General features: G+C 48.7%; 23 protein-coding genes and 1 tRNA gene. All 24 read left to right on the plus strand.

Annotated elements, in window-relative coordinates:
- Window positions 1-208: 208 nt before the first annotated feature.
- The 24 genes from JXQ28_12580 (at window position 209) to JXQ28_12695 (ending at window position 24112) form a co-directional block, all read left to right on the plus strand.
- Window positions 209-1597, plus strand: coding sequence for an acetyl-CoA hydrolase/transferase family protein (locus JXQ28_12580; protein MBN2278568.1), 1389 nt, complete (start codon window positions 209-211; stop codon window positions 1595-1597).
- A gap of 11 nt (window positions 1598-1608) precedes the next feature.
- A complete protein-coding gene (locus tag JXQ28_12585; protein ID MBN2278569.1) occupies window positions 1609-2211 on the plus strand; it encodes a GNAT family N-acetyltransferase in 603 nt (200 codons plus the stop codon).
- Entirely contained in the window at window positions 2212-2799 is a 588-nt protein-coding gene (locus JXQ28_12590) for a DNA-3-methyladenine glycosylase I (GenBank protein MBN2278570.1), read from the plus strand. It abuts the gene before it with no gap.
- Window positions 2800-2897: 98 nt separating this feature from the next.
- Window positions 2898-4001, plus strand: a complete 1104-nt coding sequence (locus tag JXQ28_12595) for a DegT/DnrJ/EryC1/StrS family aminotransferase (GenBank protein MBN2278571.1) — start codon at window positions 2898-2900, stop codon at window positions 3999-4001.
- Window positions 3991-6129 carry a hypothetical protein gene (locus JXQ28_12600; GenBank protein ID MBN2278572.1) on the plus strand — a complete coding sequence of 713 codons (2139 nt, stop codon included), beginning with the start codon at window positions 3991-3993 and terminating at the stop codon, window positions 6127-6129. Before JXQ28_12595 ends, JXQ28_12600 begins: the two co-directional genes overlap by 11 nt.
- Window positions 6130-6133: 4 nt before the next feature.
- Window positions 6134-7078: a glycosyltransferase family 2 protein gene (locus JXQ28_12605; GenBank protein ID MBN2278573.1), complete on the plus strand. Its 945-nt coding sequence runs from the start codon at window positions 6134-6136 to the stop codon at window positions 7076-7078.
- Window positions 7079-7120: 42 nt separating this feature from the next.
- Window positions 7121-9568: a hypothetical protein gene (locus tag JXQ28_12610; GenBank protein MBN2278574.1), complete on the plus strand. Its 2448-nt coding sequence runs from the start codon at window positions 7121-7123 to the stop codon at window positions 9566-9568.
- Window positions 9568-10296 carry a polyprenol monophosphomannose synthase gene (locus tag JXQ28_12615; GenBank protein MBN2278575.1) on the plus strand — a complete coding sequence of 243 codons (729 nt, stop codon included), beginning with the start codon at window positions 9568-9570 and terminating at the stop codon, window positions 10294-10296. The genes JXQ28_12610 and JXQ28_12615 overlap by 1 nt, the downstream gene beginning before the upstream one ends.
- A gap of 9 nt (window positions 10297-10305) precedes the next feature.
- Entirely contained in the window at window positions 10306-11166 is an 861-nt protein-coding gene (locus JXQ28_12620) for a glycosyltransferase family 2 protein (protein ID MBN2278576.1), read from the plus strand.
- 23 nt (window positions 11167-11189) lie between these two features.
- Complete coding sequence (locus JXQ28_12625) at window positions 11190-12245, plus strand: undecaprenyl/decaprenyl-phosphate alpha-N-acetylglucosaminyl 1-phosphate transferase (GenBank protein MBN2278577.1); 1056 nt, start codon at window positions 11190-11192, stop codon at window positions 12243-12245.
- A gap of 26 nt (window positions 12246-12271) precedes the next feature.
- A complete protein-coding gene (locus JXQ28_12630; protein MBN2278578.1) occupies window positions 12272-13231 on the plus strand; it encodes an acetyl-CoA carboxylase carboxyltransferase subunit alpha in 960 nt (319 codons plus the stop codon).
- A gap of 12 nt (window positions 13232-13243) precedes the next feature.
- Complete coding sequence (locus JXQ28_12635; GenBank protein MBN2278579.1) at window positions 13244-13411, plus strand: Trm112 family protein; 168 nt, start codon at window positions 13244-13246, stop codon at window positions 13409-13411.
- Window positions 13412-13425: 14 nt separating this feature from the next.
- Entirely contained in the window at window positions 13426-13878 is a 453-nt protein-coding gene (locus tag JXQ28_12640) for a PTS sugar transporter subunit IIA (protein MBN2278580.1), read from the plus strand.
- Between the two features lie 29 nt (window positions 13879-13907).
- Window positions 13908-14699: a rod shape-determining protein MreC gene (mreC, locus tag JXQ28_12645; GenBank protein MBN2278581.1), complete on the plus strand. Its 792-nt coding sequence runs from the start codon at window positions 13908-13910 to the stop codon at window positions 14697-14699.
- Entirely contained in the window at window positions 14696-15181 is a 486-nt protein-coding gene (locus JXQ28_12650; GenBank protein ID MBN2278582.1) for a hypothetical protein, read from the plus strand. The genes mreC and JXQ28_12650 overlap by 4 nt, the downstream gene beginning before the upstream one ends.
- A 1-nt stretch (window position 15182) precedes the next feature.
- The gene (gene mrdA, locus JXQ28_12655; GenBank protein MBN2278583.1) at window positions 15183-17000 is read left to right on the plus strand and encodes a penicillin-binding protein 2; all 1818 of its coding nucleotides are present in this window, start codon (window positions 15183-15185) and stop codon (window positions 16998-17000) included.
- A complete protein-coding gene (gene rodA, locus JXQ28_12660; GenBank protein MBN2278584.1) occupies window positions 16997-18217 on the plus strand; it encodes a rod shape-determining protein RodA in 1221 nt (406 codons plus the stop codon). The genes mrdA and rodA overlap by 4 nt, the downstream gene beginning before the upstream one ends.
- 22 nt (window positions 18218-18239) lie before the next feature.
- Complete coding sequence (locus JXQ28_12665; protein ID MBN2278585.1) at window positions 18240-19793, plus strand: aspartyl protease family protein; 1554 nt, start codon at window positions 18240-18242, stop codon at window positions 19791-19793.
- 76 nt (window positions 19794-19869) lie between these two features.
- Window positions 19870-20550 carry a hypothetical protein gene (locus JXQ28_12670; GenBank protein ID MBN2278586.1) on the plus strand — a complete coding sequence of 227 codons (681 nt, stop codon included), beginning with the start codon at window positions 19870-19872 and terminating at the stop codon, window positions 20548-20550.
- Window positions 20551-20582: 32 nt separating this feature from the next.
- Window positions 20583-21572, plus strand: a complete 990-nt coding sequence (gene gap, locus JXQ28_12675) for a type I glyceraldehyde-3-phosphate dehydrogenase (GenBank protein ID MBN2278587.1) — start codon at window positions 20583-20585, stop codon at window positions 21570-21572.
- 41 nt (window positions 21573-21613) lie between these two features.
- The gene (locus JXQ28_12680) at window positions 21614-22810 is read left to right on the plus strand and encodes a phosphoglycerate kinase (GenBank protein ID MBN2278588.1); all 1197 of its coding nucleotides are present in this window, start codon (window positions 21614-21616) and stop codon (window positions 22808-22810) included.
- 15 nt (window positions 22811-22825) lie between these two features.
- Complete coding sequence (locus JXQ28_12685) at window positions 22826-23575, plus strand: triose-phosphate isomerase (GenBank protein MBN2278589.1); 750 nt, start codon at window positions 22826-22828, stop codon at window positions 23573-23575.
- A 15-nt stretch (window positions 23576-23590) separates the two neighbouring features.
- Window positions 23591-24013, plus strand: coding sequence for a preprotein translocase subunit SecG (gene secG, locus JXQ28_12690; GenBank protein MBN2278590.1), 423 nt, complete (start codon window positions 23591-23593; stop codon window positions 24011-24013).
- A gap of 16 nt (window positions 24014-24029) precedes the next feature.
- A tRNA-Leu gene (locus JXQ28_12695) sits at window positions 24030-24112 on the plus strand.
- The last annotated feature ends 176 nt before the right edge of the window (window positions 24113-24288 follow it).

Here is a 24288-nt window from a genome sequence, read left to right on the forward strand (position 1 = left end):
GTGCCGTCTCCGGTGGGTTCGATTCCCACCCCTTCCGCTTTTTTATGTCTGCCGGAGACCTGAACCAGCATAAACATCATGGATTTATCTTCTTCCTTTATCTGTTTTCTATTGAACATTTAGCCGTCGGGTATTATTTTCCGGTCGTCAGACGGGTTAATTTGAAATTATAACATTATAACCCCTAAAGGTAGCATTTTATAATACAATGAAAATAGTAGCCGATGTTTCGGAAGTGGTCAATCCGACCATCTTCAAACCCCGCAGTGTAATTTATACCTCGGGGAATGCCGCCACTCCGCAAACCCTGCTGGAGCACTTGGCCCGCGATATGTCGATCAAGCATATCGCCCTCTACAGCATTCTCCTTCTGGGAGAGAGAATCAAACCTCTTTTTAGCGAGGAACGCTGCCAGGGGATTACTCACCGGGTCATTTTCAACAGTAATATTACCCGTGAGGCGGTCAATCGGGGCTGGGCCAAGTATCATCCGATGCATCTCTCGGAAGTTCCCAAGTATGCCCGGTTAAGTGAGGGATTCGATATTGTCCTGATCTGTGTCAGCGGACCTGATCCGGCCGGTAATTACAGCCTGGGGACCACGGTGGAAGGTGTTCTGGCCGCCATCCAGTCGGTTCGTCGCAAAGGTGGAGTGGTTATTGCCGAGCGCAATAAACAGATGCCTTTTGTTCTCGGGACCACCATTCCCGAAAATTATATTGATTATTTGATTGATTCCGATTATCCTCTGCCGGTCAGCCCGGTTCATGATCCGGATGAACGAGCCAGAAGAATTGGGGAGATAATCGCTTCGCTGTATATTTCCGATGGTACAGGAAGTGAACCGGGATCGACCCTTCAGTATGGTATCGGCGAAGTCCCCGAAGCGGTAACCGATGCCATAATTCGCAAAGGGGTCGGGGATCTTGGGATTCATACCGAGTTGTTCGCCAGCGCCATGATTAAACTGGTCCGGAAGGGAGTGGTGACCAACCGCTGGAAAAAGGATATCAATTTTTCCATCTCATCGATTTTTCTTGCCGAGACAGCTGAGGATTACGACTGGTATCATTATAACAGCTCAATTCAAAGCCGTCCCTCGGATTATACCAATTCCGTATTCAATATTGCGGCCCATCCCAAAATGGTAACCATCAACAGCGCCATCGGGGTCGATCTGCATGGAAATATCTGGGCCGATTCGCTTGATGCCCGCCAGATATACAGCGGGGTCGGGGGACAGGCCGATTTTATCCGTGGCGCTCAGTATTCCGAGGGTGGAGTAGCCATTATTGCTCTTAAGTCGAGCACCCGGGCCGGAATCTCAAAGATTGTAGACCGCTGTCCTGCCGGTATTACCACCACCTCGATTCCGGCCGATCAGGCCATAATAGTAACCGAGTATGGGGCTTTCGATCCCCGGAAACTGAGTCTGGGTGAACGGGCTATCGGAATTGCCCATCTGGCCGAACCGGCCGAGCGCGAAAAATTGCTGAAGGTTATCCGTGATGACCCGGCTTTCCATAAACCCAATCTGACCCTGGTCAAGGGAATCCCCGGATTTATTCCCTATGATCGAGCCATTCAGAATTTGTGATTGAAGGATTTATGGCAAATCGGAAAGAGCCGGTGAAATATTCATTCAAAGAGGTTTCATCTGAGTTATGGCCGGCTTTCGAGGCCCTTTTCGGTGAAAACGGTGCCTGCGGCGGATGCTGGTGCCAGTGGTGGCGGGTGTCTAAAGGGGGCAAGACCTGGGATGCCACCAAAGGTTCCCCGGCCAAAAAGATGATGAAGAAGTTATTCATGGAAAACCGGGTGACCGGTTTGCTGGCTTTCAATGGCGAGAAAGCGGTTGGCTGGTGTTCCTATGGTCCCCGTATCGATTATCCCCGTTTGGAGGGGATGAAGGCCTACCGCAGGGAAGATATGACCGATGTCACTCAAATCTGGTGCATCAACTGTTTTTTTATTGAGCGACATTATCGCCGTGAAGGACTGGCCCGGATGATGCTCGAGGCGGCCGTAAAATATATTAAAAAGCGTAGAGTGAAAATCATTGAAGCCTACCCGACCCCGCGGACAAAGGACGGCCAAAAACTTCCGGCCGCCTTCGTTTATACCGGACCGCTGGAAATGTTCGAAGCCGCCGGATTTAAAATAATTCAACGCCATTCGCATTCCCGCCCCCTGGTGGAATTGAAATTATAAATGAGACAAAAGCCGATCAGACGATGTGCCTGGGCGGGTAATGATCCGTTAATGGTTAGGTATCATGACCGCGAATGGGGTGTGCCGGTGCGTGATGATAGAAAGCTCTTTGAATTTCTTGTTCTCGAAGGTATGCAGGCCGGTCTGAGCTGGTCGACGATTTTAAAGAAACGCGAGAATTATCGGACCGCTTTTGATAATTTCAATCCCGAAAAAATCGCCCGTTATTCCGAAGCGAAAATCAATAAGCTGATGCAAAACGAGGGGATAATCCGTAATCGGCTTAAAATCGGGGCGATTATTGCCAATGCCAACGCTTATATTGAAATCTGTCAACATCACGGGCATTTTGCCGATTATATATGGGATTTTGTCGATGGCCGTCCTGTTAGAAACCGATGGAAGACCATAAAAGAACTCCCGGCCGAGACTTATCTCTCGAAAACGATGAGCCGGGATTTGAAAAGAAACGGTTTTCGTTTTGTTGGACCGACCATCTGTTACGCTTTCATGCAGGCGGTCGGGATGGTCAACGATCATATCATTGATTGTTTTCGTTATAAAGAACTGCTTTCTGCCGACGAATAATCATCCCCTCCTGTCAGAAATAACTGTCCACCGACCCGGCCTTGACTTGGATGTCGCCGATTATTATTATTGTCAAAACAGCATCGCAACGGAGAATCATGAATATTAAATTTCTGGATTTGAAAGCCCAATACGATTCGATCAAGAATGAAATCGATACGGGCATAGCGGGCGTAATCGAAAGCAGTAGTTTTGCGCTTGGACCGGCCGTGAAACGCTTTGAGGAGCACTTCGCCGATTATTGCGGAGTAAGACATGTCATAGCTGTCGATTCCGGAACCTCGGCGCTTTTTTTGATTCTCAAGGGCTTGGGAGTCGGGCCGGGTGAAGAGATTATCACGGCGGCCAATACATTTATTGCCACGGTGGCGGCCATTGTCCATACCGGGGCCAGGCCGGTTCTGGTTGATGTTGATCGGGTCACCCGCAATATCAATCCGGCTCGAATCGAAGCAGCCATTACGACAAAAACCAGAGTCATCGTGCCGGTTCACCTGTATGGTTCCATGGCCGAGATGGATGCCATTGAGAATATCGCCCGGAAGAAAAATATCATGGTGGTCGAGGATGCGGCCCAGGCGCAGGGAGCCCGGTATAAAAATCGCCGGTCTGGTTCGATCGGTGTTGCCGCCGGATTTTCATTTTATCCCGGAAAAAACCTGGGGGCTTATGGTGAGGCGGGGGCGATTACCACCTCGGATGACAATCTGGCGGCCACCTTGCGGAGACTTCGTGATCATGGCTCGGACAAAAAATATTATCATGATCTGATTGGATACAATGCGCGTATGGATGGTATTCAGGGGGCGGTGCTGGACGTTAAACTCAGGCATCTCGACGGATGGAATGCCCGGCGCAATCAGATTGCCGGGATGTATGGCGAAAAACTCAGTGAACTGCCGATTCGACTCCCGGCGCAGTTGCCGGATCATTACCAGGTGTATCATCAGTATGTTATCGAGACGGACAGACGCGACCAATTGCAGGAATTTCTTCTGAAAAACGGTATTCCGACCATGATTCATTATCCCATTCCGGTTCATAAACAGGAAGCTTTCCGGCGGGCCGGTTTGACGGCCGATTGTTGTCCTGTGACCGAATCTCTGGCGGAGCGAATACTTTCTCTTCCTATTTACCCGGAATTACACGATGAGCAGATAGAGTATATTGCCGAGAAAACAAAGGAATTCTTTGCATCCTAAAAAGCTATATAATCTGCCCTTGAAAACCGAGGCGATGGCCTTTACAGTTCTGGCAGTGATGGCCCTGATTCTGAGATTGAATCAGCTCACCGCCGATCCTCCGGTCGGTCTGTCGGCCAGTCACGGGGTTTATACCGATCCGGGGCAATATATCGCCTTTGCGCGCAATTATATTCTCTGGGGTTCCTTTAATCCGCTTCATGATTTCCGGCTGATATTCTTTTTGAAATCGACCATGACATTGCTATCGCTGGGGGTTTTTAAAATTTTCGGGGTCGGTTACTGGCAGGCCAATTTATGCGGCCTGCTGTTTTCGTACCCCACCATAATCCTGATGTATTTTGTTGTCCGTAAGACGGCCGGTTCATTGGCGGCTCTCTTTTATCTCATTTTTATATCGCTCGAATATACCCAGATTTTTTTCGGACGTCTGCCGTTTCTTGAAAACAGCATGAATTTATTCGCGGTGCTTTCATTTACCGTTTTGCTTTATGGCCGTCGGGCATATGCCTTTTTCATTTCCGGTTTATTTCTGGCCGTCGGGATTTTCTTCGGTAAGGTTATCGGCTTAATATATTTGTTTCCGTTCGCCGTTTATTCTGTCTACTCCTATTTTGGTGAATATCGACCGGATTGGAGGAAATTAATTATCCGTTATAGTCTATTCTGTATCGGATTCGCGGCGGTTATGATCTTCTGGTATTTCTACAGCTATCTGCCCGCCTCGCGGGCTGTCACCGGCTATCTTGAGGAGCAGGCGGTCGATCTTTATGGTACCCCGGATGCTTTTAAGAATTTCGACATTTTCATTTATAACTGGCTTTCCTTCGGGGCCAAAAGTTATCTGTTTCAGCGGATGCCTGTCCCGGCTTTGCTGACGTGGGGGATTATTCTCATTTTTGTTTTTCGAATTGGATTCAAGGCAAGCTGGAAAAATAAATTTTTCGGATTGACACCGGGGATTGTCTTCATGATTGCCCTAGTGCTGGCGGCCTATGGCTCACTAATGATCTGGAATTATCGTCCCCTGCGGTATCAAACCATGTTGATTTACCCGATCTGCGGTCTGGCCGGTGTTTTTCTGGCCAATTTAATCAATGGCTCACAATCCCCTCTTGATCGCCGGGGATACTGGCTGTTTCATGTTTTCTTTTTTATCCTGGTTTTAATCCCGGTTTACCAGTTGATCGGTCCAATTTATAATGCATTGGGGTATCCGTATCATTATACCGAAGTTCGCAACACGGTTCTGGTTACGGCCATAGTAATTTCTGTGGCAGTGACCCTGCTGATGCGTCTTCGGCCAAGATTTTTCAAGTCTCCCGGACGGGTTTTCAGGAATGTATTTATTCTCGCCGCTGTAATTGCGGCCCTGGTTCCATCGGCGATCAGATATATCAGTTGGTCCGATTCAGCGACTTTTTTGACGGTCAATAATTCCAGGGATCTTGGCACCATACTATCACAGGAGGCGGTTGTTTCGGGTCCCTATGCTCCCGCATTTACCCACGAAAACCGGTTGATGAATTTCATTCATATGTTCGGGGTGGCCAAAGCCGATCCCGATTTCTTTGAAAAATACCCGGTGACACATTTGCTTCTGGATATCAGTAATGAGGAAAGCGCCGGGGAAAGTTATCCCGAATTAATGGAACAGGCGGTTTCAATCGCAAAATACCGGGTGGGGGGACGGGATGTCAATCTCTATCGGGTGGCCGGATTCACAGGAAATACTTCGGCCCGGCGTTACCAGCTTTCATCTTATGAACATGCCCTGGAGTCTTTTAAAAATGAGGATGCCGTTTCCGGGCATAGCTATTTGCAGTATTATCTGCAAAATCATCCCGATAACCAGACCGCTAACCTGGCCTCGGCTATTATTGCCCGGGAAAGCGAATTGTATGACGAGGCCGAGTATTATTTTAAGAAGGGGATCGAATTCAACTCGACTGATTTTTACTTGCATTTTAAGCTCGCTGAATTTTATATTGATATGTATAAATTGACAGGGAACACCGACTTAGAGAAAAAGGGCTATCGCGAAATCGAATTGGCCCGGAAATACAATCCTGATTCAAGGAAACTTATCAGGGATATCGATGAACTGCTTGCCCGGAAGGATTCGTAGACGCTTGGATAATCTTGTTTCCGTTATCATCCCCGCCTGTAATGAGGAAGGCAATATTCCGGAGTTTTGCCGGCTTTTCGGTGAAATGGTAAAAAAATCTGACTACCGGTTTGAACTGGTTCTGGTGGATGATGGTTCGACCGATGGCACTTATAATGAAATCAAAGAAGCCGCCGGGCGATATGATTTTATCGTTTGCCGCCGCCACCACCACAACCAGGGACTGACTGAAGCCCTTCAGACCGGATTCGGCGCCGCTTCGGGAAATATTTATGTTTTCTATCCGGCTGATCTGCAGTATCTCCCCGAGGATATTCCCGCCCTGGTGGCGCCCATAATCGAAAAAGATATTGATCTGGTGGCCGGGTGGAAGCAGGGGAAATACCAGAAACGATTCGTTTCTTCGGTTTATAATTACCTTTCCCGAAAAATATTCGGACTTAAGGTACATGATCTCAACTCGGTCAAGGCCTTTAAAGCCGAAGTGGTCAGGAACATGTTCCTGCGTCGTGACTGGCACCGCTACCTGATTGTTCTGGCCGCCGACCAGGGGTACAAAATCGATGAGGTCAAAATGCCCCTGTACGATCGTCGCTGGGGCAAATCGAAATTCTCAGGATTATTCCGAATTGCGGTCGGGGTTCTCGATATGCTGGCTGTTAAAACCCAACTGTCGCTTCTGAAAAAACCGTTACTCTTTTTCGGAATGATCGGCTTTATCTTTTTTGGGTTAGGGACCCTGGTTGGCCTATATGCTCTGTATCTAAGGTTTGTCGAGGAGCAGGGTTTCCGTCCCATGCTCTACCTGGTATTGCTCCTGATCGGGCTCGGATCGGCCCTCTTCATTCTCGGTTTTCTGGCCGAAAGCCTGGCTGCCATGAAGGAGGAGTTGTCGGCGGTTCGCAGGAAATTGCTTGATGACAGCACGGATAACCGGGAAGAACCGTAATTCCGATTGAACCTTATTCAATTTATATACGGGAGATAGATTTTGGCCGCCGCAAAAAGAAAAGCAGAGAAGACCGGCCGCGCCGCCGATATTTTCCAGAGCATAGAAAAATCCCCCTGGTTTTTCCCGGCCTTTGCCGCGGTGATGCTGGTCGGCGTGATTATTTTATTCCGCCAATTTCTTTTTTCCGACAAGATGCTGTTCGGTTCCGATACTCTTAACGCCGGTTTGTTTTTTCGCCATTTTTATGTGGAGTACTTCAAAGCTCACGGAAGTGTTCCGGTCTGGAATCCCTATATATTCGGCGGAATGCCTTTTATCGATGCTTTTCACGGCGATACTTTTTACCCCCTGTCGATTCTTAAATTCGTCGGGAATTTTTATCGCAACCTGGGAATAAACCTGGTTATTCATATTTATTTGTCGGGGCTCTTTATGTATTTTGCGGCCCGGCAATTCAAGCTGTCGAAGACAGCCTCGGCAGTGGCCGGGGCAGGATATATGTTCGCCGGGGTTATTGTCTCGATGGTGGCACCGGGCCATGATGGAAAAATATTCGTGGCAACCCTATTTCCATTGACAATCCTGTTTCTTGACCGTGCTTTTGATCGAAAACCGATCCTGAATTTCACTCTGCTGGGTCTGGTCATCGGGATTATTATTCTCAGCCCCCATCCGCAGTTGTCGTACTATACCCTCTGGGCTCTGGCACTTTATGGTATTTTCAAGCTTGTCGTTCTGTACCGGGAGATCGGATCCATTGCGAAAGTGATCTCTCCGGGAGTACTCCTGGCGGCGGCGGTAGTGATAGGGCTGTTTCTTTCGGCAATCCAATTTTATCCCGGATATGTGTACACCAAGAATTTTTCGCCCCGGGCGGAAAGCAAGCGGGGTTATGAATGGGCCACGTCATGGTCGATGCATGCCGAGGAGGCGGTTTCGGCGGCTATCCCCGAATTCTCCGGGACAAGCAGTGGTGAGGGCAATTATTACTGGGGCAAGAATGCTTTTAAAGATAATTCCGAGTATGCCGGTACTATCACTCTTTTTCTGGCCATGATCGGTCTCTTTTTCTACCGAAAAAAAGAAAGTATTTTCTTCGGGGCTCTGGCCTTGTTCACTTTTATTTATGCTCTCGGGGGCAGTACACCGTTTTTCAGAGTTTTCTATTATTTAATTCCGATGGTGAAATCCCTTCGGGCGCCATCGACTATCATGTTTATATTTCTGTTCTCGATGTCACTTTTGGCCGGAATGGGCGTCCAATATCTTTTGGATCGCGCTTTCGAAAAATCATCTCGTACTCGAAAAAAGCTGGTAACATATATAATAGCAGTACCGGCCGTGATCTTGATTCTGGCCATGCTGTTTGCCGGAGCCGGGGAGGGGATGCTTTCCCTGTACAGCTCAATTTTCTACGGTAACGCTAAAACCGCCATGGTCGGTCAGGGAATGTCCAAATGGAATCTGGCTCTAATGAACCTGCCCAACCTGCAAACCGGATTATGGCTGATGTTTTTGTTTATAGCCATAGTGGCCGTTTTGATCTGGCTGGTTGTTTCGCGAAAAACGGGAGCGCTGGTATTTCTTTTTATACCTTTGGTGATGATGATCGACGGGGTTCGTTTTGATTCCCGGTTTGTCAGTATTTTCGATTATAAACCGGCTTTTTCGGCCAATGCCCTGACCGAGTTTTTCAGTAATATTCAAGGGGAATTCCGGGTTTTAAATCTGGCCAATCAGGCCGGTGTCAGGCAGAATTATCTTCCATTCTTCAATATTGAAGTGGTCACCGGTTACCATGGTAATCAGCTCCGCTGGTACGATGATCTTCTTGGAGGTTCGGCACAATCCAATTTAATCAATCCCCATTTTCTCAATCTGGTTAATACCCGTTATATCCTGGCTCCCCAGGAGATGCAATTACCGCCGAATTATTTCGGACCGGATTCCCTTCGGCTGGTCAGGGATTTCGGGCGTCTGAAGGTATATGAAAACGATAATGCCCTGCCTCGGGCTTTTCTGGCCGGCGGATATGAAATCATCCCGGAAAGAAAGGATATTTATCCTCGTATCATGGCCGGCGATCGCGATCTCTCGCGGTTTGTATATCTCGAGGAGCCGCTACCGGATCAGTTTAAGCCGATCGATACTGTTTATAATCCGGTGACGATAGTATCATATGCCAATGATTCCATATTAATCAACTGCCGGGCTCAGAATGATGCTATTTTAGTTCTCACCGACAATTACTATCGATCCTGGGAGGCCTTTGCCGATGGCCGGAAGGTTGATATCCTGCGGGCCGATGGCTCTTTCCGGGCGGTTCCGATCAAGGCCGGAACCGGACAGGTTCTTTTCAAGTATAACCGCTCAGATAGTGCCCCGGCGAAGACAGTGACGATCTTGACACTTATCTTGATCGGGGCTATATTAATCGTCAATTTAGTAATGTGGTTTATTGAAAAGAAAAAGACGGTTCAAGTATAATGACTGACGATAAAAAGGCCCTGATTATCTTTCCCACTTATAATGAGAAAGAAAACATAGAAAGAATAATCGCCGCCGTTCTGGAAAAGGATCCACGAATCAACGTTCTGGTAGTAGATGATAGTTCGCCCGATGGAACCGGGGAAATCGCCGACCGCCTGGCCGGGGATAATGCTCGTATTAATGTCCTCCACAGAACGGTTAAAGAGGGCCTGGGCCGGGCTTATCTGGCCGGTTTCAAATGGGCCCTGGAACGCGGCTTCGACTATATATTCGAGATGGATGCCGATTTTTCGCATGATCCCAAATATCTTCCGGATTTTCTCAGAACCATTGAAGATTGCGACCTGGTTCTCGGTTCGAGATATATTTCGGGTGTCAATGTCGTCAACTGGCCCATGAGCCGGCTGCTTTTGTCGTACTATGCCAATACTTATACCCGGCTGGTGACCGGCTTACCGGTAAGAGACGGGACCGGCGGTTTCAAATGTTTTCGACGGGAAGTTCTTCAGGCCATTGATCTCGATGCTATCCGATCCAACGGTTATATATTCCAGATTGAGCTATCCATGCGGGTCTGGAAGAAGGGATTTCGTATCAAGGAAATCCCGATCATCTTTACCGACCGCGAATTCGGAAGTTCCAAGATGTCCAAGAAAATTGTCCGGGAAGCCATCTGGAAAGTCTGGTATTTGAGATTAATGTCAATCTTTGGCAAGTTGAAATAAGTGTCTCCTTTGAATCCTTCACCTATCGAAATCTCTGCCCTTATGGTTACTTTCAATTCCGAGAGTAATATCGTTCCGGCTCTCAAATCTCTGATGGCTGAAATGGCATCAGTCAGGGGAGAAGTCCTGGTGTACGATAATAATTCCTCCGATGCTACGATTAACGCCATTCGCTCGGTTTCGCCGAATATTCAAATCATTCAATCGAATAAAAACCTTGGATTTGCGGCCGGAAACAACCGGGCCGCCGAGGTTGCCCGGGGAAAGTATCTCCTGTTTGCCAATCCCGATCTTATTCTCGATAAGGGGTGCTTGAGCGAGTTACTTGAAGTTTTCGGAGCCAGACCTGATGCCGGCGCGGTAGCCGCCCGGTTGCGAAATGAAGATAATTCTTTTCAACCGACCTGCCGTAATTTCCCCGATATGAAGAATATCTTCTTTTCCCGCGGTTCGGCCCTTGCGGCGGGCAAAGACAAATCGGGACATGGTCGGTACACCCTAGGTGATTTTGATAAAATAACATCGGTTCCTGCCGCCGCCGCCACCTGTTTGATGATGGAACGGGAGTTTTTTTTGAAAATCGGCGGTTTCGATGAGAGATTTTTTCTTTTTATGGAAGATACTGATTTGTGTTTGCGTATCTCGCGGGCCGATCGAACCGTTTATTTCGTCCCCGGGGCCGGAGCCGTTCATTTATGGGGACGGGGAACCCCGGCGTCGAGCTTTAGGCGACGTTTTCACCATCACCTGTCAGCCTGGAAATATTTCCTCAAGCATTATCCTAACGGCTTTTCGCTTTTTTTATTGCCCGTAGCCTTGATTATTAACTTTACTATGTTAACAATGAAAGACCTGTTGCGGGAAAAATAGCCCCTTTCAGGGCGGATACGGATATGCTGAATTTTAACTTTCTAATTCTTATCTTTATATCGTTCATAATTTCTCTGATACTGACCCTGGGAATTATCAGATTGTGCTGGAAATATTCACTGCTGGATTACCCTGGGAGACATAAACGTCACAAAAAACCAACCCCGATTCTTGGCGGAACAGCCATTCTGGCGGCCGTATGGATCAGCCTTCTGCTCTATATTTTGTTTGTGGAGGATGGTCTTGACGACCTTTTCCCGGCTCTCCCTAATATACTGGCTGGCTCGCTACTGATATACCTGGTGGGTTTAGTTGATGATTTAAAACCGTTATCAGCCTGGTTGAAATTAGCCATTCAGACTCTGGCCGGATTGGTTCTGTTTTTCGGGGGGTTATCCGTTGAATTCATATCGGTCCCCATCTATGGTTCGGTTCCGGTCGGTGGTTTTGCGGTATTGATCACGGTTGTCTGGGTGATTGCTTTGTCAAATGCCATGAATTTAATTGATGGCCTGGATGGTCTGGCGACCGGTGTTTCGGTCATAGCCTCGATTACCCTGGCAATAATCGGTCTTTTATTTCAGGTCGAGGGGGTGGTGGTTTTTTCCCTGGCCCTTTTCGGGGCGCTTCTGGCTTTCTGGATTTATAACCGCTATCCGGCCCGGATATTTCTGGGCGACAGCGGTTCCCTTTTAATCGGTTATTTTTTTGCCGTAATATCGCTGGTTTTTCCTATTAAATCATTTGCGACGGCGGCCCTTTTTATGCCCCTGGTGGTTTTGGGAGTGCCACTGATCGAGGCCGTATCGTCATTTTTCCGAAGGTTGGCGGCCGGCAAAAATGTTATGAAGGCCGACCGGCGGCATATTTTCCATTATTTGGCCTATGCCGGTCTGAACCAGAGGCAGATTGTTGCCCTTTTTTACCTGACCGGCCTGTTTTTCGGCTTCATTTCCCTGGCCATGATATTATTCAGCCGGGTTATGGTTTTGACTTTTTTGATCCTTTTTATGGTTGTAATTTTCATAATATATTTTATCTTAATTTCCCGTATGAAAAAAGATAATGCGGCCGGTTAGGCTATGGTTACCGGCGGGATTTGAGTATGGAAGAAAGACAAATTCTCGATTTCGAGAAACCGATTGTGGAACTGGAGAAGAAAATCTCCGATATGCGGGATTTTGCTTCCGGGGCCAATCTGGAGCTGTCAGGCGAGATTAAATTGCTTGAAGGCAAGGTGGAGAAAATGCGTCACGATATATTCACCAACCTGACCCGATGGCAAAAGGTCCAGCTGGCCCGGCATCCTCGTCGTCCTTACTGCCTCGATTATATTAACCGCATGACGACCGATTTCATCGAACTTCATGGCGATCGGTATTTTGCCGATGATAAAGCGCTGGTAGGCGGATTTGCCCGGATTGACGGACACCAGGTGATGATTATCGGCCAGCAGAAAGGGCGCGACACCAAGCAGAAGCTGTATCGTAATTTCGGAATGATGCACCCCGAGGGTTATCGCAAGGCGTTACGGTTTTTTAAGATGGCTGAGAAATTCAACAAGCCGATTGTCATCCTCATTGATACTCCCGGAGCTTTCCCGGGTATCGGAGCTGAGGAGCGGGGCCAGGCCGAGGCGATCGCCCGCAATTTACGCGAAATGGCCGTTTTAACCGTGCCTATCGTCATTGTCATTATCGGCGAGGGAGCCTCCGGCGGGGCTCTGGGTATCGGTATCGGCGATCGAATCTATATGCTTGAATATGCCTGGTATTCGGTCATCTCCCCGGAAGCCTGTGCGGCCATTTTATGGCGCGATTCCAGTCATGCCTCCGAGGCGGCTGAGGGGCTCAAATTGACTTCCGCCGATAATATGGAATTGAAAGTTATTGATGAAGTTATCAAGGAGCCGCCGGGTGGCGCTCATAACAACCATGATCTTGCGGCCGCCGCGGTTAAGACCAAAATAACGTCGGCCATTCTTGAGTTGGAAAAACTTCCGGCCGATCAGCTGTTGAAACAGAGACTGGAGAAATTCCGCCGTATGGGAGTATACCAGGAATAGGAGGTATTTGCTATGGCTCTTTCTGATCGTTTACTGGAAATCATAGTATGCCCCAAGTGCAAGGGGGAATTGACGTATAAAAAGGATGAAAACAGACTTAATTGCCAAAGCTGTCGTCTGGCTTTCAGGGTGGAGAATGATATCCCGGTCCTCCTCATAGACGAAGCGGAAAGTTTTTAGGCAGGGGTTGCTATATGAAATTATCGAAATTTTGCTCCGAAGAACTTATCTCCTTCAATCTGAAATCGAAAGAAAAAGATAAAATTCTCGATGAACTGGTTAAGCTTGCCTCCAAATCTCAACTTGTTAAAGACGGCGAGGAACTGCTGAAAGATGTCAGGGATCGCGAGGAACTGGTAACCACCGGGGTTGGTTACGGGGTTGCCTTTCCGCATGCCAAGACGAAGGCTACCAAAGGCATCGTCATTGCCTTCGGCCGATCCGATGGCGGTATCGATTTCGACGCAATGGATCACAAGCCGGTTCATCTCTTTTTCCTTATAGCCGCACCGGAGGATGCAATCGGGGCACACCTTAATGTCATGGCCCGGCTATCGTACATAATGAAGTCGGAAGAAAATCGTAAGAAAATGATGTCTGTTACCTCACCTGGGGAACTGCTCCAGATGATTGATACGGTGGAATAGAAAATATCTAGGGCAGGGAGGCCTTGGCGATGACATGGTTCTCGGCGGTTTTTTATAAAAATCGTCGGTTTATCAGCCTTATTCTGGCGTCGATTATATTTCTATTAACGGTGTTTTCGGCCGGTTTTTTCAGACCTCTGCTGGGAAATATCGCCGCGACCGTTTTTTTCAGTCCCTTTTCGAAATTCAAGCATTATATCATCGGTTTGCAGGATGTGGCCGAGGAAAACCGGCAATTGCGAAGTCTGATTGCCGAGTCCTCACTTCAACTTAATGTGATGACCGAGGCGCGGCGGGAGAATCAGCGATTACGTGAATTCCTCGGTTTCGAACCTCCTGAAAATTTCCGGGTTGTTCCGGTCAAAATAGTGGCCTTGATGCAGAATATATATCCGGTAGCGGCAATGATAAATAAGGGCAGCCGCGATTCCATCCGGATCAATCAACCGGTGGTCAACCGGTTCGGTCTGGTGGGAAAAATCAAGGAAGTGATGCCTGATCATGCCACCGTTATTCTTCTGACCGATCCGGCCAATGCTGTTTCCGGACGGGTCGCCGAGAGCCGCCAGATAGGTATTGTTCGTTTTTCTCCTGCTCTGGGGATGTACTTCGACAATCTCCCGGCCGATTCCGATATTAAAGAGGGAGACCTGATTATTTCATCAGGCCTGGGCGGTGTTTATCCGTCGGGTCTTTCAGTGGCGATCGTTGATACGGTCTGGGCCGAGCGGGGTGACATTCTCAAGTCGGTTCGCCTGAAACCGACCGTCAACTTTTTTGAGATTGATGAATTGTATATATTAATCAGTGAAGAATCATGAGAATTATTCCTTATATATTGTATCTGTTTCTTCTGGCACTGCATCTGACCATCCTGGCCGACATTACATCCATTTACGGTGCCGTGATTGATCTAACCGCTCTTCTGGTGACTATGGTGGCCCTGTATAAAGGTGAAACCACGACACTCTGGTTTGCCCTGTGCGCGGCGATTATTGCCGGGACGCAGAGACTTGATCTGATGCCCTGGGAAATGTTCGCCTTGCCGGCCATAGGTTTAGCAGCCAATCATATTAGCTCCAAATTGAATCTGGATTCGAGTCTTTCAAGGATACTGATACTGGCGGCTTTTTTATTCATTCACGGGATTCTGATGACCCTGTTGATTTCAACATCCGATTTCATCTATATGTTCTTTCGATCAATTATACCCGGAACCGTTTATTCACTTATTATCGGTTGGCTCTTCTTTCAGCTCAAAGACGGTCGTATAACCTGGCAAAAGGCAAAAGCGCTCTTTTAACATGAAAAGTTTTTTTATCGGAACCGATCTGAGGGAAAAAATCGGCGGGGCCTTTGTTATTCTGGCTCTCCTGGCTGTTATTGGCGGTTTGGTGTATCACCAGGTCCTTAAACACCGCATGTTTCAGGAGCAATCGGAAAGCAATCGTATTCGAATCCAGCCGGTTATACCCAAACGCGGTCTGGTTTACGACCGCAACCTGCAGGTTATCGCCGATAATCGTCTGTCTTTTACCGTTTCCCTGGTGCCCTTCGAACGGGTAAAAGATGTCACTTTGCCCAGGCTATCGGTGCTGCTCGAAATGGATGAAGATGATATTGAAAAACGAGCCAAAGCCAATTTTATCAGTCGCTATATTCCTTCCCCGATCAAGAGAGGGCTCGGGATCGATATTATATCGATCCTCGAAGAACAGGGCCAGAGTTACCCGGGAATTACCTACAGCGCCGAATCGGTTCGCCGCTATGCCGATTCTCTATCGGCCGCCACATTTATAGGACATATCGGTGAAGTATCTCCTGAGGAAATTAAATCCGGCGGCGAACGGGATTATCGCCTCGGTAGCCTGGTCGGGAAACAGGGCATAGAAAAAACTTATGATCGGCTTCTCCGGGGTATTGAGGGAACCGAGTTTATCGAGGTGTCCGCCCGGGGTCAGATTGTCGGCCCATATGAAGGTAAAGAAAAAACTCCGGCTGTCCCGGGTAATGATCTGATTTTGACTATTGACCGGGATTTGCAAAGATTCATAGTCTCCCAGTTCGATAGTCTGGATTACAGTGGCGCCGTTGTGGCAATGGATCCGAGAACGGGGGATATTCTCGGCCTGGCTTCTTTTCCGGATTTCGATGCCAATATTTTTTCAGGTGTGATTGCGCCCGAGATCTGGGAGCAAATTGTCTCCGACTCCAACCATCCGCTTTTAAACCGACCTCTGACGGGTTTGTATCCGCCGGGTTCGACCGCCAAGTTAATTACGGCCGGGGCGGCTCTGGAGCTTGGGCTGGTGACCGAGGAATATCTGCTTAAACCCTGTTTTGGCGGAATGCAATTCGGGAATCGTTTTTTCAAATGCTGGGAGCGGGGTGGACATGGAAAACTGAATATGGTTCACGCCATCGAGCAGTCGTGCGATGTTTATTTTTATCAACTGGGTCAGATGATGGGAGTCGATGCCTGGGGTGAGTATGCTCGCAGATGCGGCTTCGGCAAAAAGACCAGCATTGATTTACCCGGCGAACTGGCCGGAATAGTTCCCAATTCGGCCTATTATGATAAGCTTTATGGCCCGCATAAGTGGACTCCGTATCTGGTTCTGAATCTGGCCATCGGACAGGGCGAGTTTACCATCACCCCCCTGCAATTGGCCCAGTTTTACTGCGGTCTGGCCAATGAGGGTAAGGTTTATCGACCGCATCTTCTGAAGGAGATTATTCATCCCGATGGCAGTCATGAAGATGTCGCGCCGGTCCTTTCGTTCACTCTTCCGTTTTCCAAAAAAACCATGACAATTTTGACTGAGGCTCTGGAATTGGTGGTTCAGGGAGAACGCGGAACGGCCAGGGGTCTAAGGAATAAATATTATAATATTTCGGGGAAAACCGGAACCGCTCAGAATCCTCATGGTGAGGATCATTCCTGGTTCGCCGCTTTTGCTCCTTCCGATGATCCGCGAATCGTTGTGGTAGCATTGGTGGAAAATGCCGGTCATGGTTCCGAAGTTGCCGCACCGATCGCCGGCCGGATTATGCGATATTACCTGACGCAGAAAGATTCTATGGCGGCCTCAAATCCGCCCATACAGGATGGTGGGGAATGACCCTGGTATATAAACATCTTGACTGGCGTCTGATTCTGGCGGCTTTGGCTCTTTCCATTATCGGTGTCCTCTTGATTTATTCGGCGCAATTCGATGCCGCCACCGATCAATCCCTGAATTTTTATATCAAGCAACTACTATGGTTATTAATATCGCTGGTTATTTTCATGGCCGCGATTAATCTCCCGCTCCGGATGCTCGATTACCTGGCTTATTTTTTTTATGGATTGACTTTAGTCCTTCTGATTCTGGTCCTCTTTATTGGTCAGGCCAAATACGGGGCGGCTCGATGGTTCTCATTCGGGCCGGTCAATCTGACTCCCTCCGATACCGCCAAACTGGCTCTTCTGATAACTCTTTCGAGGTTTTTGGCCTATACCAAATTACCGCCGCATTCCAAACGACGGCTGTTTATTTCCGGATTGCTGACCCTTGTCCCGGTCATTTTAATTATGCGCCAGCCTGATCTGGGGACATCCCTGGTTTTTGTGGCTCTTTTGTTGAGTCTCTGGTTCTGGTCGGGATTATCACCGGTCTATCTTCTTCTGATAATTTCGCCGTTGTTTTCCTTGATGGCGGCTTTTCACTGGATAACCTGGGTCATTTACCTGATTATTCTTATTATCGTTCTTATGATGGTCCGACCGGGTTTGCTTTTCAGTTTTTATACGGTCATTATTAACCTTGCTTTCGGAATGGTTACGCCCTTTGTCTGGAATCGGCTGGCCGACTATCAGAAATTACGAATCCTGACTTTTCTTGATCCCGGGCGCGATCCCCGCGGGACCGGTTATCAGATTATTCAATCCAAGATCGCGGTCGGCTCGGGAGGATTGTTCGGTAAAGGTTACCTGGGCGGTTCACAGAGCCAGTTGAAATTCCTCCCAGAAAGACATACCGATTTTATTTTTTCGGTTCTCGGCGAGGAATTCGGTCTTCTTGGAACCCTGATTGTGGTGGCCATATTCGCCTTCATTTTTTATCGGGGTATAAAAATCGCCGCCCGCTGTCGCTCCCGGTTTGCCTCCAACCTGGCCTGGGGCGCCCTGACCATTCTCTTTTTTCAGTTCTTTGTTAATGTCGGAATGACTCTTGGATTGACCCCGGTAACAGGATTGCCACTACCGTTTCTGAGTTATGGCGGAACATCACTGGTAATGTCATGGATTCTGGTCGGTTTGATGGTTATGGCCGATTATTATTGGACGGAATATTAACTGAAATAAAATGGGAGATATTATGAAGTCGTTAAAATTGATTTTTGTGCTGTCAAGCCTGATAGCAGGGATAGCCGGAATTTCGTTCGCTCTTGAGATCGGAAATATGATAACCCCGGATGAACTGCAAAAATTAAAATCCATAGGGACCATCCGGGCTATGGCCCGGATAGATATGGCCGGTCTTACCGGGCACTCGGAATTTATTTATGCCGCGCCGGGCATGATGCATACTGAAATAGATTTGGGGATTCTGAAAATGACCCAGGGCTTTGACGGGGAAACGGCCTGGATCAGGGATCAGAACGGCCAGTACATGGAATTAACCGGCGGTGACAGGAAAAATATTATTTCCGGCGTTTATATGACCGGTATGTGTTATTTTCTCGATAACTGCCTGAGCGGTCAGGTGCAATATGCCGGCGATACCACGATGGAAGAAATTTCTTATCATGTTTTTTCGGCCGTTCCCGATTTCGGCGATTCACTCTGGTTGTATTTCAACACTGCCAGCCGCCGGCTGGAAATAGTCGAAGAAAGACTCGATGAAATTTCTATCATGAATTACCTGTCCGATTTCCGAATGATCGATGGAATGGAAATTCCGTTTGTCAGTAAAAGTAAGTCATCGGTTCCCCAACTCAATATGACGGCCGTAACCGATACTATTGAATTCAATGTGCCAGTCGATTTTTCGCTGTTCGAAATGATTCCCGAAGGTGCCGACAATTTTGTCTTCCCGGTCGATCGCGATTCCGTGGTGGTGCCGTTTGTTTATCACAATGGCCACATTTTCCTTAAGGCGTCGATCAATGGGCTGCCGCCGGAGTTCTTTATTCTTGATTCAGGGGCGGGAACCAATGTAGTCGATCGTGAATATGCCGAGAAAATTGGTCTTAAACCGGAGGGGGATCTTCCGGCCAAAGGAATTGCTGGTTATGGAAGCGCCTCATTGACCCGAATCGATTCGTTGGCTGTCGGCGGAGTGATGATTTACGATGAAGTCGTTGGAGTCATAGATTTTTCGGCTATGGCGCTGGATGCCCCGGGGGAAATCGGGGGAGTTCTGGGACATGATCTCTTATCACGGTTCCCGATAAAAATCAATTATGCCGATTCGGTCATGGTGCTGTATAATCCGGAAACATTTGTACCACCCGATTCCAGCCTCGGTATCGATTTCGAATATATCATGAAAATCCCGCTGGTGAATGCCAGATACGGCGATGTGGACGGCAAGTTCCTGATTGATCTGGGTAATCCTTTCAGTCTCATTCTGCATCATTCATTTGTCGAGGATAACGACCTGGCGAAGACTTTCACCAACATTGATACCATGCAGGGCAATCTTGGCGGGGTTGGGGGGCTGTCCGATGTTTATGCCGCTACGGGCGATGATTTTCAGATCGGGGCGGTACGAATAAGCAAACCGCCGCTTTTAATCGCTCAATCCGAAACCGGAGTTATCGGATCATTGCGAGTCAATGGTAATATGGGTAATCTGCTGTTACAGGAATTTGAACTTCTTCTGGATTATAAAGGTAAAAAAATATATATAATGGCATTAAATAAATAAAACAGGCCGATAAACGTACTGATTGCGTATTGAATAGAAACATGTAAATATATGATAAACACCGATGAGGTGCCGAGTGCTTAAAAAGTCAATCGTTTTAATTCCATTACTGGCTGTATTGATTCTGATTCCCTTCCGGGAGGTTTTGAGTATTGAGATTACCCGGAGCGGATTTCTTGACAGGCATATGGCCGGCGGCCGTATTGGAGTGTGGACCAATACCGGTGATAATGGGACACAAACCGAAGAAATCGATTTTTCCAAAAGCAGTGTTTATGCCGAATTTTTCTATGCTCATCGTCTCGCCCGACCCCTGGCCGTCGAAATCATGATCGGTATTTACAGCCGGGGGGATGTTGAATATCGGCGCGATGATGAACTGGGAGTCACCACCTTCACCAGTTCGGTTAATCTGTATCCGATTTTCGTCTCCGCGAAATTTTACCCGTTGTATAAGATAGACAATATACCCTTTCATCTCTACCTTCAACCGGGAGTGGGATTGGTTTACGGCAGTCAGAATGTTATCAGCTATGATGAATATTATTCTTCCTATTATGGTTTTGTATACGAGGAAAGCCGGGCAAAATTTACATATATGCTCAGCGGCGGCATAGACTTGCCGCTAACGAGTCAATTGGCCCTGACATCCAACGCCAAGTATGTCCCGGTTAAATTCGGGAAAAATCTAGCCCAGGTAAAGGATTATTCCGGGTGGTCGATAACTCTCGGAGTGGGCTACGTCTTCAGCAAATGAACTTATATCATAATTGACCAGGAGGTTATTTTATGTCGATCAAGGTTGGAATCAATGGATTTGGACGAATCGGGCGCCTGGTCCTAAGGGCGGCCCATAGGACCGATGTCGAGATTGTCGGTATTAACGATATAACCGATGCCAAAACCCTGGCGCATCTTCTCAAATATGATTCGATTCATGGCAAGTACAAAGGTGAGGTCGGCCACGATGACAAAAACCTGATTGTCGATGGGAAGAAGATCCCCATTATGGCCGAGCGCGATCCCGGTAATCTGCCCTGGGGTAAACTTGGGGCGCAAGTTATAGTTGAATCGACCGGTCTTTTCCGCGATCGCGATTCCGCCGGTAAACATATCGCCGCCGGCGCCAAAAAAGTGCTTATTTCCGCCCCGGCCAAGAAACCCGATGGAACCTTTGTGATCGGTGTCAACGACAAGGAATACGATAAAGGCAAACATAATATTATTTCCATTGGCAGTTGCACCACCAACTGCCTGGCCCCGGTGGTCAAGGTTCTTCTGGATAATTTCGGTATTGTCAAAGGTTTCATGACCACCATTCACTCCTATACCAACGACCAGAAAATTCTCGATCTGCCGCATAAAGATTTACGCCGGGCCCGGGCCGCCGCACTGTCGATGATCCCGACCACAACCGGCGCCGCCAAGGCTATCTCGGAAGTTATCCCGGCTCTTAAGGGCAAGATGGATGGATGTGCCATGCGGGTCCCGACCCCGGATGCTTCGATTGTCGATCTGGCGGCCATCCTGGAAAAGGAAGCGACTGTCGAAAGTATCAATCAGGCCATGAAGAAGGCCGCCGATGGTCCGATGAAAGGGATTCTGGAATATACCGAGGAGCCGATTGTCTCCACGGATATTATCGGTAATGCCCACAGTTCCGTGTTCGATTCCGGACTGACCATGGCCCAGGGGAATTTCGTCAAGGTCTTTTCGTGGTACGATAACGAGTGGGGATTCTCGTGCCGCATGGTTGACATGATCAAGAAGATGCTCTAAACGAGCATCTTCTTCACCGGCCTCTGGCCTGGAGGAGAGCTATGAATAAGCTGTCTATAAAAAATATCAATTTTGCCGGACGGCGGGTGCTGGTCCGGGTGGATTTCAATGTTCCTCTCGATGATAAACAGCATATCACCGATGACCGCCGGATTGTCGGTTCACTGCCGACTATCAAGAAAATCATCGGCGATGGCGGCCGGGTAATTCTCTGCAGTCATCTGGGACGTCCCAAGGGCAAAGCGGTTCCCGAAATGTCGCTCAAGCCGGTAGCCGTCAGATTATCAGAATTATTGAAGACCGAGGTCAGGATGGCTCCCGATTGTGTCGGAGATATGGTCGACGCCATGGTTGATGCACTCGAGAACGGCGATGTCCTGCTTCTGGAAAACCTCCGTTTTCACAAGGAGGAGACCGATAACGATCCAGAGTTTGCCAAAAGATTGGCCGCGCTGGCTGATATATATGTCAATGATGCTTTCGGTTCGGCACATCGGGCGCACGCTTCAACCGAGGGAGTGACCAAATATTTCAAACAGTCCGCGGCCGGTTACCTGATGGAAAAAGAGCTTGACTATCTCGGTCGCGCCCTGGCCCAGCCCAAACGCCCCTTTGCGGCCATCCTGGGCGGTGCCAAAATATCGGGTAAGATCGATGTTATCACCAATCTTATGGATAAAACCGAGGCCATTATTATCGGCGGGGGAATGGTGTTTACCTTCTTCAAGGCGATGGGAAAGGCCATCGGCAAGTCGCTGTGTGAGGATGATAAAATTGCCCTGGCCAAAGACATTCTCAAAAAGGCCGGGGAGAAGAAAATCAAGCTGATTTTCCCGGTCGATTTTGTGGTGGCCAAAGAAATATCCGATACGGCCGAGACCTCGGTGGTCGGGGTCGACAGTATCCCGGATTGGGGAATGGGGTTGGATATCGGGCCGGAAACGGTGAAAGCCTTTAAAAGGGAACTGGGGCAGGCCAAGACGGTTCTCTGGAACGGCCCTATGGGTGTTTTTGAGCATGAAAAATTCGCCACCGGAACTATGGCGATTGCCCGGATGCTGGCGGATCTCACTGCCGGGGGGGCGGTTACCATAGTCGGGGGCGGCGATTCGGCCGCGGCGGTAAGTCATTGCGGCCTTGATGATAAGCTGTCGCATATTTCCACCGGAGGTGGAGCCTCCCTGGAATTCCTGGAAGGGAAAATCCTGCCGGGTGTGGCGGCCCTGACCGATGCCTGAGAGGAGGGAAATTCCATGAGATTGACAATAATCGCCGGAAACTGGAAAATGAACAAAACTCTCGGCGAGGCGGTGGAACTCGCCCAGGGGCTTAGAAACAATGTCGGGACTGCCGAAAAACCGCGGGTGATAATCTGTCCTCCGTTTACAGCTTTAAGTGAAGTCGCCAAGGTGTTGAAAGGCAGCAGTATTTATCTCGGGGCCCAGAATATGTATTTCGCCGAGTCGGGGGCGTTTACCGGGGAAATAGCCCCATCAATGCTCTTGACATCCGGGGTTTCTTATGTTATTTTGGGCCACTCGGAACGAAGGGAATTCTTCGCCGAGACCGATGCTGTTGTCAATAAGAAGGTTAAGCTGGCGCTGAAAACCGGACTCCTTCCTATTGTTTGCGTCGGTGAAAAAATTGACGAACGTGAAGCGGGTAAAACCGAGGAGGTTGTCAGCGGTCAGATTAACGGCTCTCTTGACGGTCTCGATTCCGAACAGATGCGGAAAGTGATTATCGCTTACGAACCGGTTTGGGCTATCGGCACCGGCAGGACGGCCACTCCCGAAATGGCCCAGGAGGTCCATGCCTTTATTCGGGAAAGACTGCACGATCGGTACGGCCATGTCGCCGATAATATTTCGATTCTCTATGGTGGATCGATGAAGGGTGACAATGCCGCGGGACTGGTAAGCCAGCCCGATATCGACGGCGGTCTGGTCGGCGGCGCCAGCCTCAAGGTGGACGAGTTTACGAGAATTATTACATCTGTATAGACGGAGGATGGTACATTGTTTACGGTAATGGTAGTCTTTCACACGCTGGTATGTGTTCTGCTGGTGATTGTGGTTTTGATGCAGTCGGCCAAGGGCGAGGGCCTGGCCGGGGCATTCGGCGGCGGCGGATCCGGATTGACCGGGGCGGTTTTCGGCGGACGCGGCGCGGCATCTTTTCTTTCTAAAGCGACAACGGTTCTGGCTATTGTTTTCATGATCAACTGCGGCGTTCTGGCTTTCATGTCGAGTCATCGCACCGGGCGGCAGGTCACCGAAAGTTCCGGTTCGGTTGTAACGGAGAAGGCTCAAGAAGAGATGGCTCGTCAGCAGGCGGCCCAGCAGGCGATGCCGCCAGTGGGTGATACCTCCCTGGGGGTTCCGGCCGAGGGCGGGATCGAGGGAAATCCGGGGTTACCGGTTCCGGCCGACAGCCAGTGAGAGCGGAAAAAGATCGGCGGAAGTGGTGGAATTGGTAGACACACTATCTTGAGGGGGTAGCGCCGAACAGGCGTGCGGGTTCAAATCCCGCCTTCCGCATAAACATAGAGGCTCTTATGCATGATGCATAAGGGCTTTTTTTATTGGGGGAATACTGCGAGCAAAATGGATAAAACAGAGAGAATAAGACCGGGGCGGAGGAATTGCCACCCCGGTCTTAATTGCGAAAGGATTGACCTATACGAAAACCAAATCATTGTCTTTATTATTACTGA

This window comes from Candidatus Zixiibacteriota bacterium, assembly GCA_016933955.1.
Classification (GTDB): domain Bacteria; phylum Zixibacteria; class MSB-5A5; order GN15; family PGXB01; genus JAFGTT01.

Bases quoted from the DNA above. Each gene is read 5' to 3' on its own strand.
- JXQ28_12580 (MBN2278568.1), top strand. From the start codon at position 209: ATGAAAATAGTAGCCGATGTTTCGGAAGTGGTCAATCCGACCATCTTC.
- JXQ28_12585 (MBN2278569.1), top strand. From the start codon at position 1,609: ATGGCAAATCGGAAAGAGCCGGTGAAATATTCATTCAAAGAGGTTTCA.
- JXQ28_12590 (MBN2278570.1), top strand. From the start codon at position 2,212: ATGAGACAAAAGCCGATCAGACGATGTGCCTGGGCGGGTAATGATCCG.
- JXQ28_12595 (MBN2278571.1), top strand. From the start codon at position 2,898: ATGAATATTAAATTTCTGGATTTGAAAGCCCAATACGATTCGATCAAG.
- JXQ28_12615 (MBN2278575.1), top strand. From the start codon at position 9,568: ATGACTGACGATAAAAAGGCCCTGATTATCTTTCCCACTTATAATGAG.
- JXQ28_12625 (MBN2278577.1), top strand. From the start codon at position 11,190: ATGCTGAATTTTAACTTTCTAATTCTTATCTTTATATCGTTCATAATT.
- JXQ28_12630 (MBN2278578.1), top strand. From the start codon at position 12,272: ATGGAAGAAAGACAAATTCTCGATTTCGAGAAACCGATTGTGGAACTG.
- JXQ28_12635 (MBN2278579.1), top strand. From the start codon at position 13,244: ATGGCTCTTTCTGATCGTTTACTGGAAATCATAGTATGCCCCAAGTGC.
- JXQ28_12640 (MBN2278580.1), top strand. From the start codon at position 13,426: ATGAAATTATCGAAATTTTGCTCCGAAGAACTTATCTCCTTCAATCTG.
- mreC (MBN2278581.1), top strand. From the start codon at position 13,908: ATGACATGGTTCTCGGCGGTTTTTTATAAAAATCGTCGGTTTATCAGC.
- JXQ28_12650 (MBN2278582.1), top strand. From the start codon at position 14,696: ATGAGAATTATTCCTTATATATTGTATCTGTTTCTTCTGGCACTGCAT.
- mrdA (MBN2278583.1), top strand. From the start codon at position 15,183: ATGAAAAGTTTTTTTATCGGAACCGATCTGAGGGAAAAAATCGGCGGG.
- rodA (MBN2278584.1), top strand. From the start codon at position 16,997: ATGACCCTGGTATATAAACATCTTGACTGGCGTCTGATTCTGGCGGCT.
- JXQ28_12665 (MBN2278585.1), top strand. From the start codon at position 18,240: ATGAAGTCGTTAAAATTGATTTTTGTGCTGTCAAGCCTGATAGCAGGG.
- gap (MBN2278587.1), top strand. From the start codon at position 20,583: ATGTCGATCAAGGTTGGAATCAATGGATTTGGACGAATCGGGCGCCTG.
- JXQ28_12680 (MBN2278588.1), top strand. From the start codon at position 21,614: ATGAATAAGCTGTCTATAAAAAATATCAATTTTGCCGGACGGCGGGTG.
- JXQ28_12685 (MBN2278589.1), top strand. From the start codon at position 22,826: ATGAGATTGACAATAATCGCCGGAAACTGGAAAATGAACAAAACTCTC.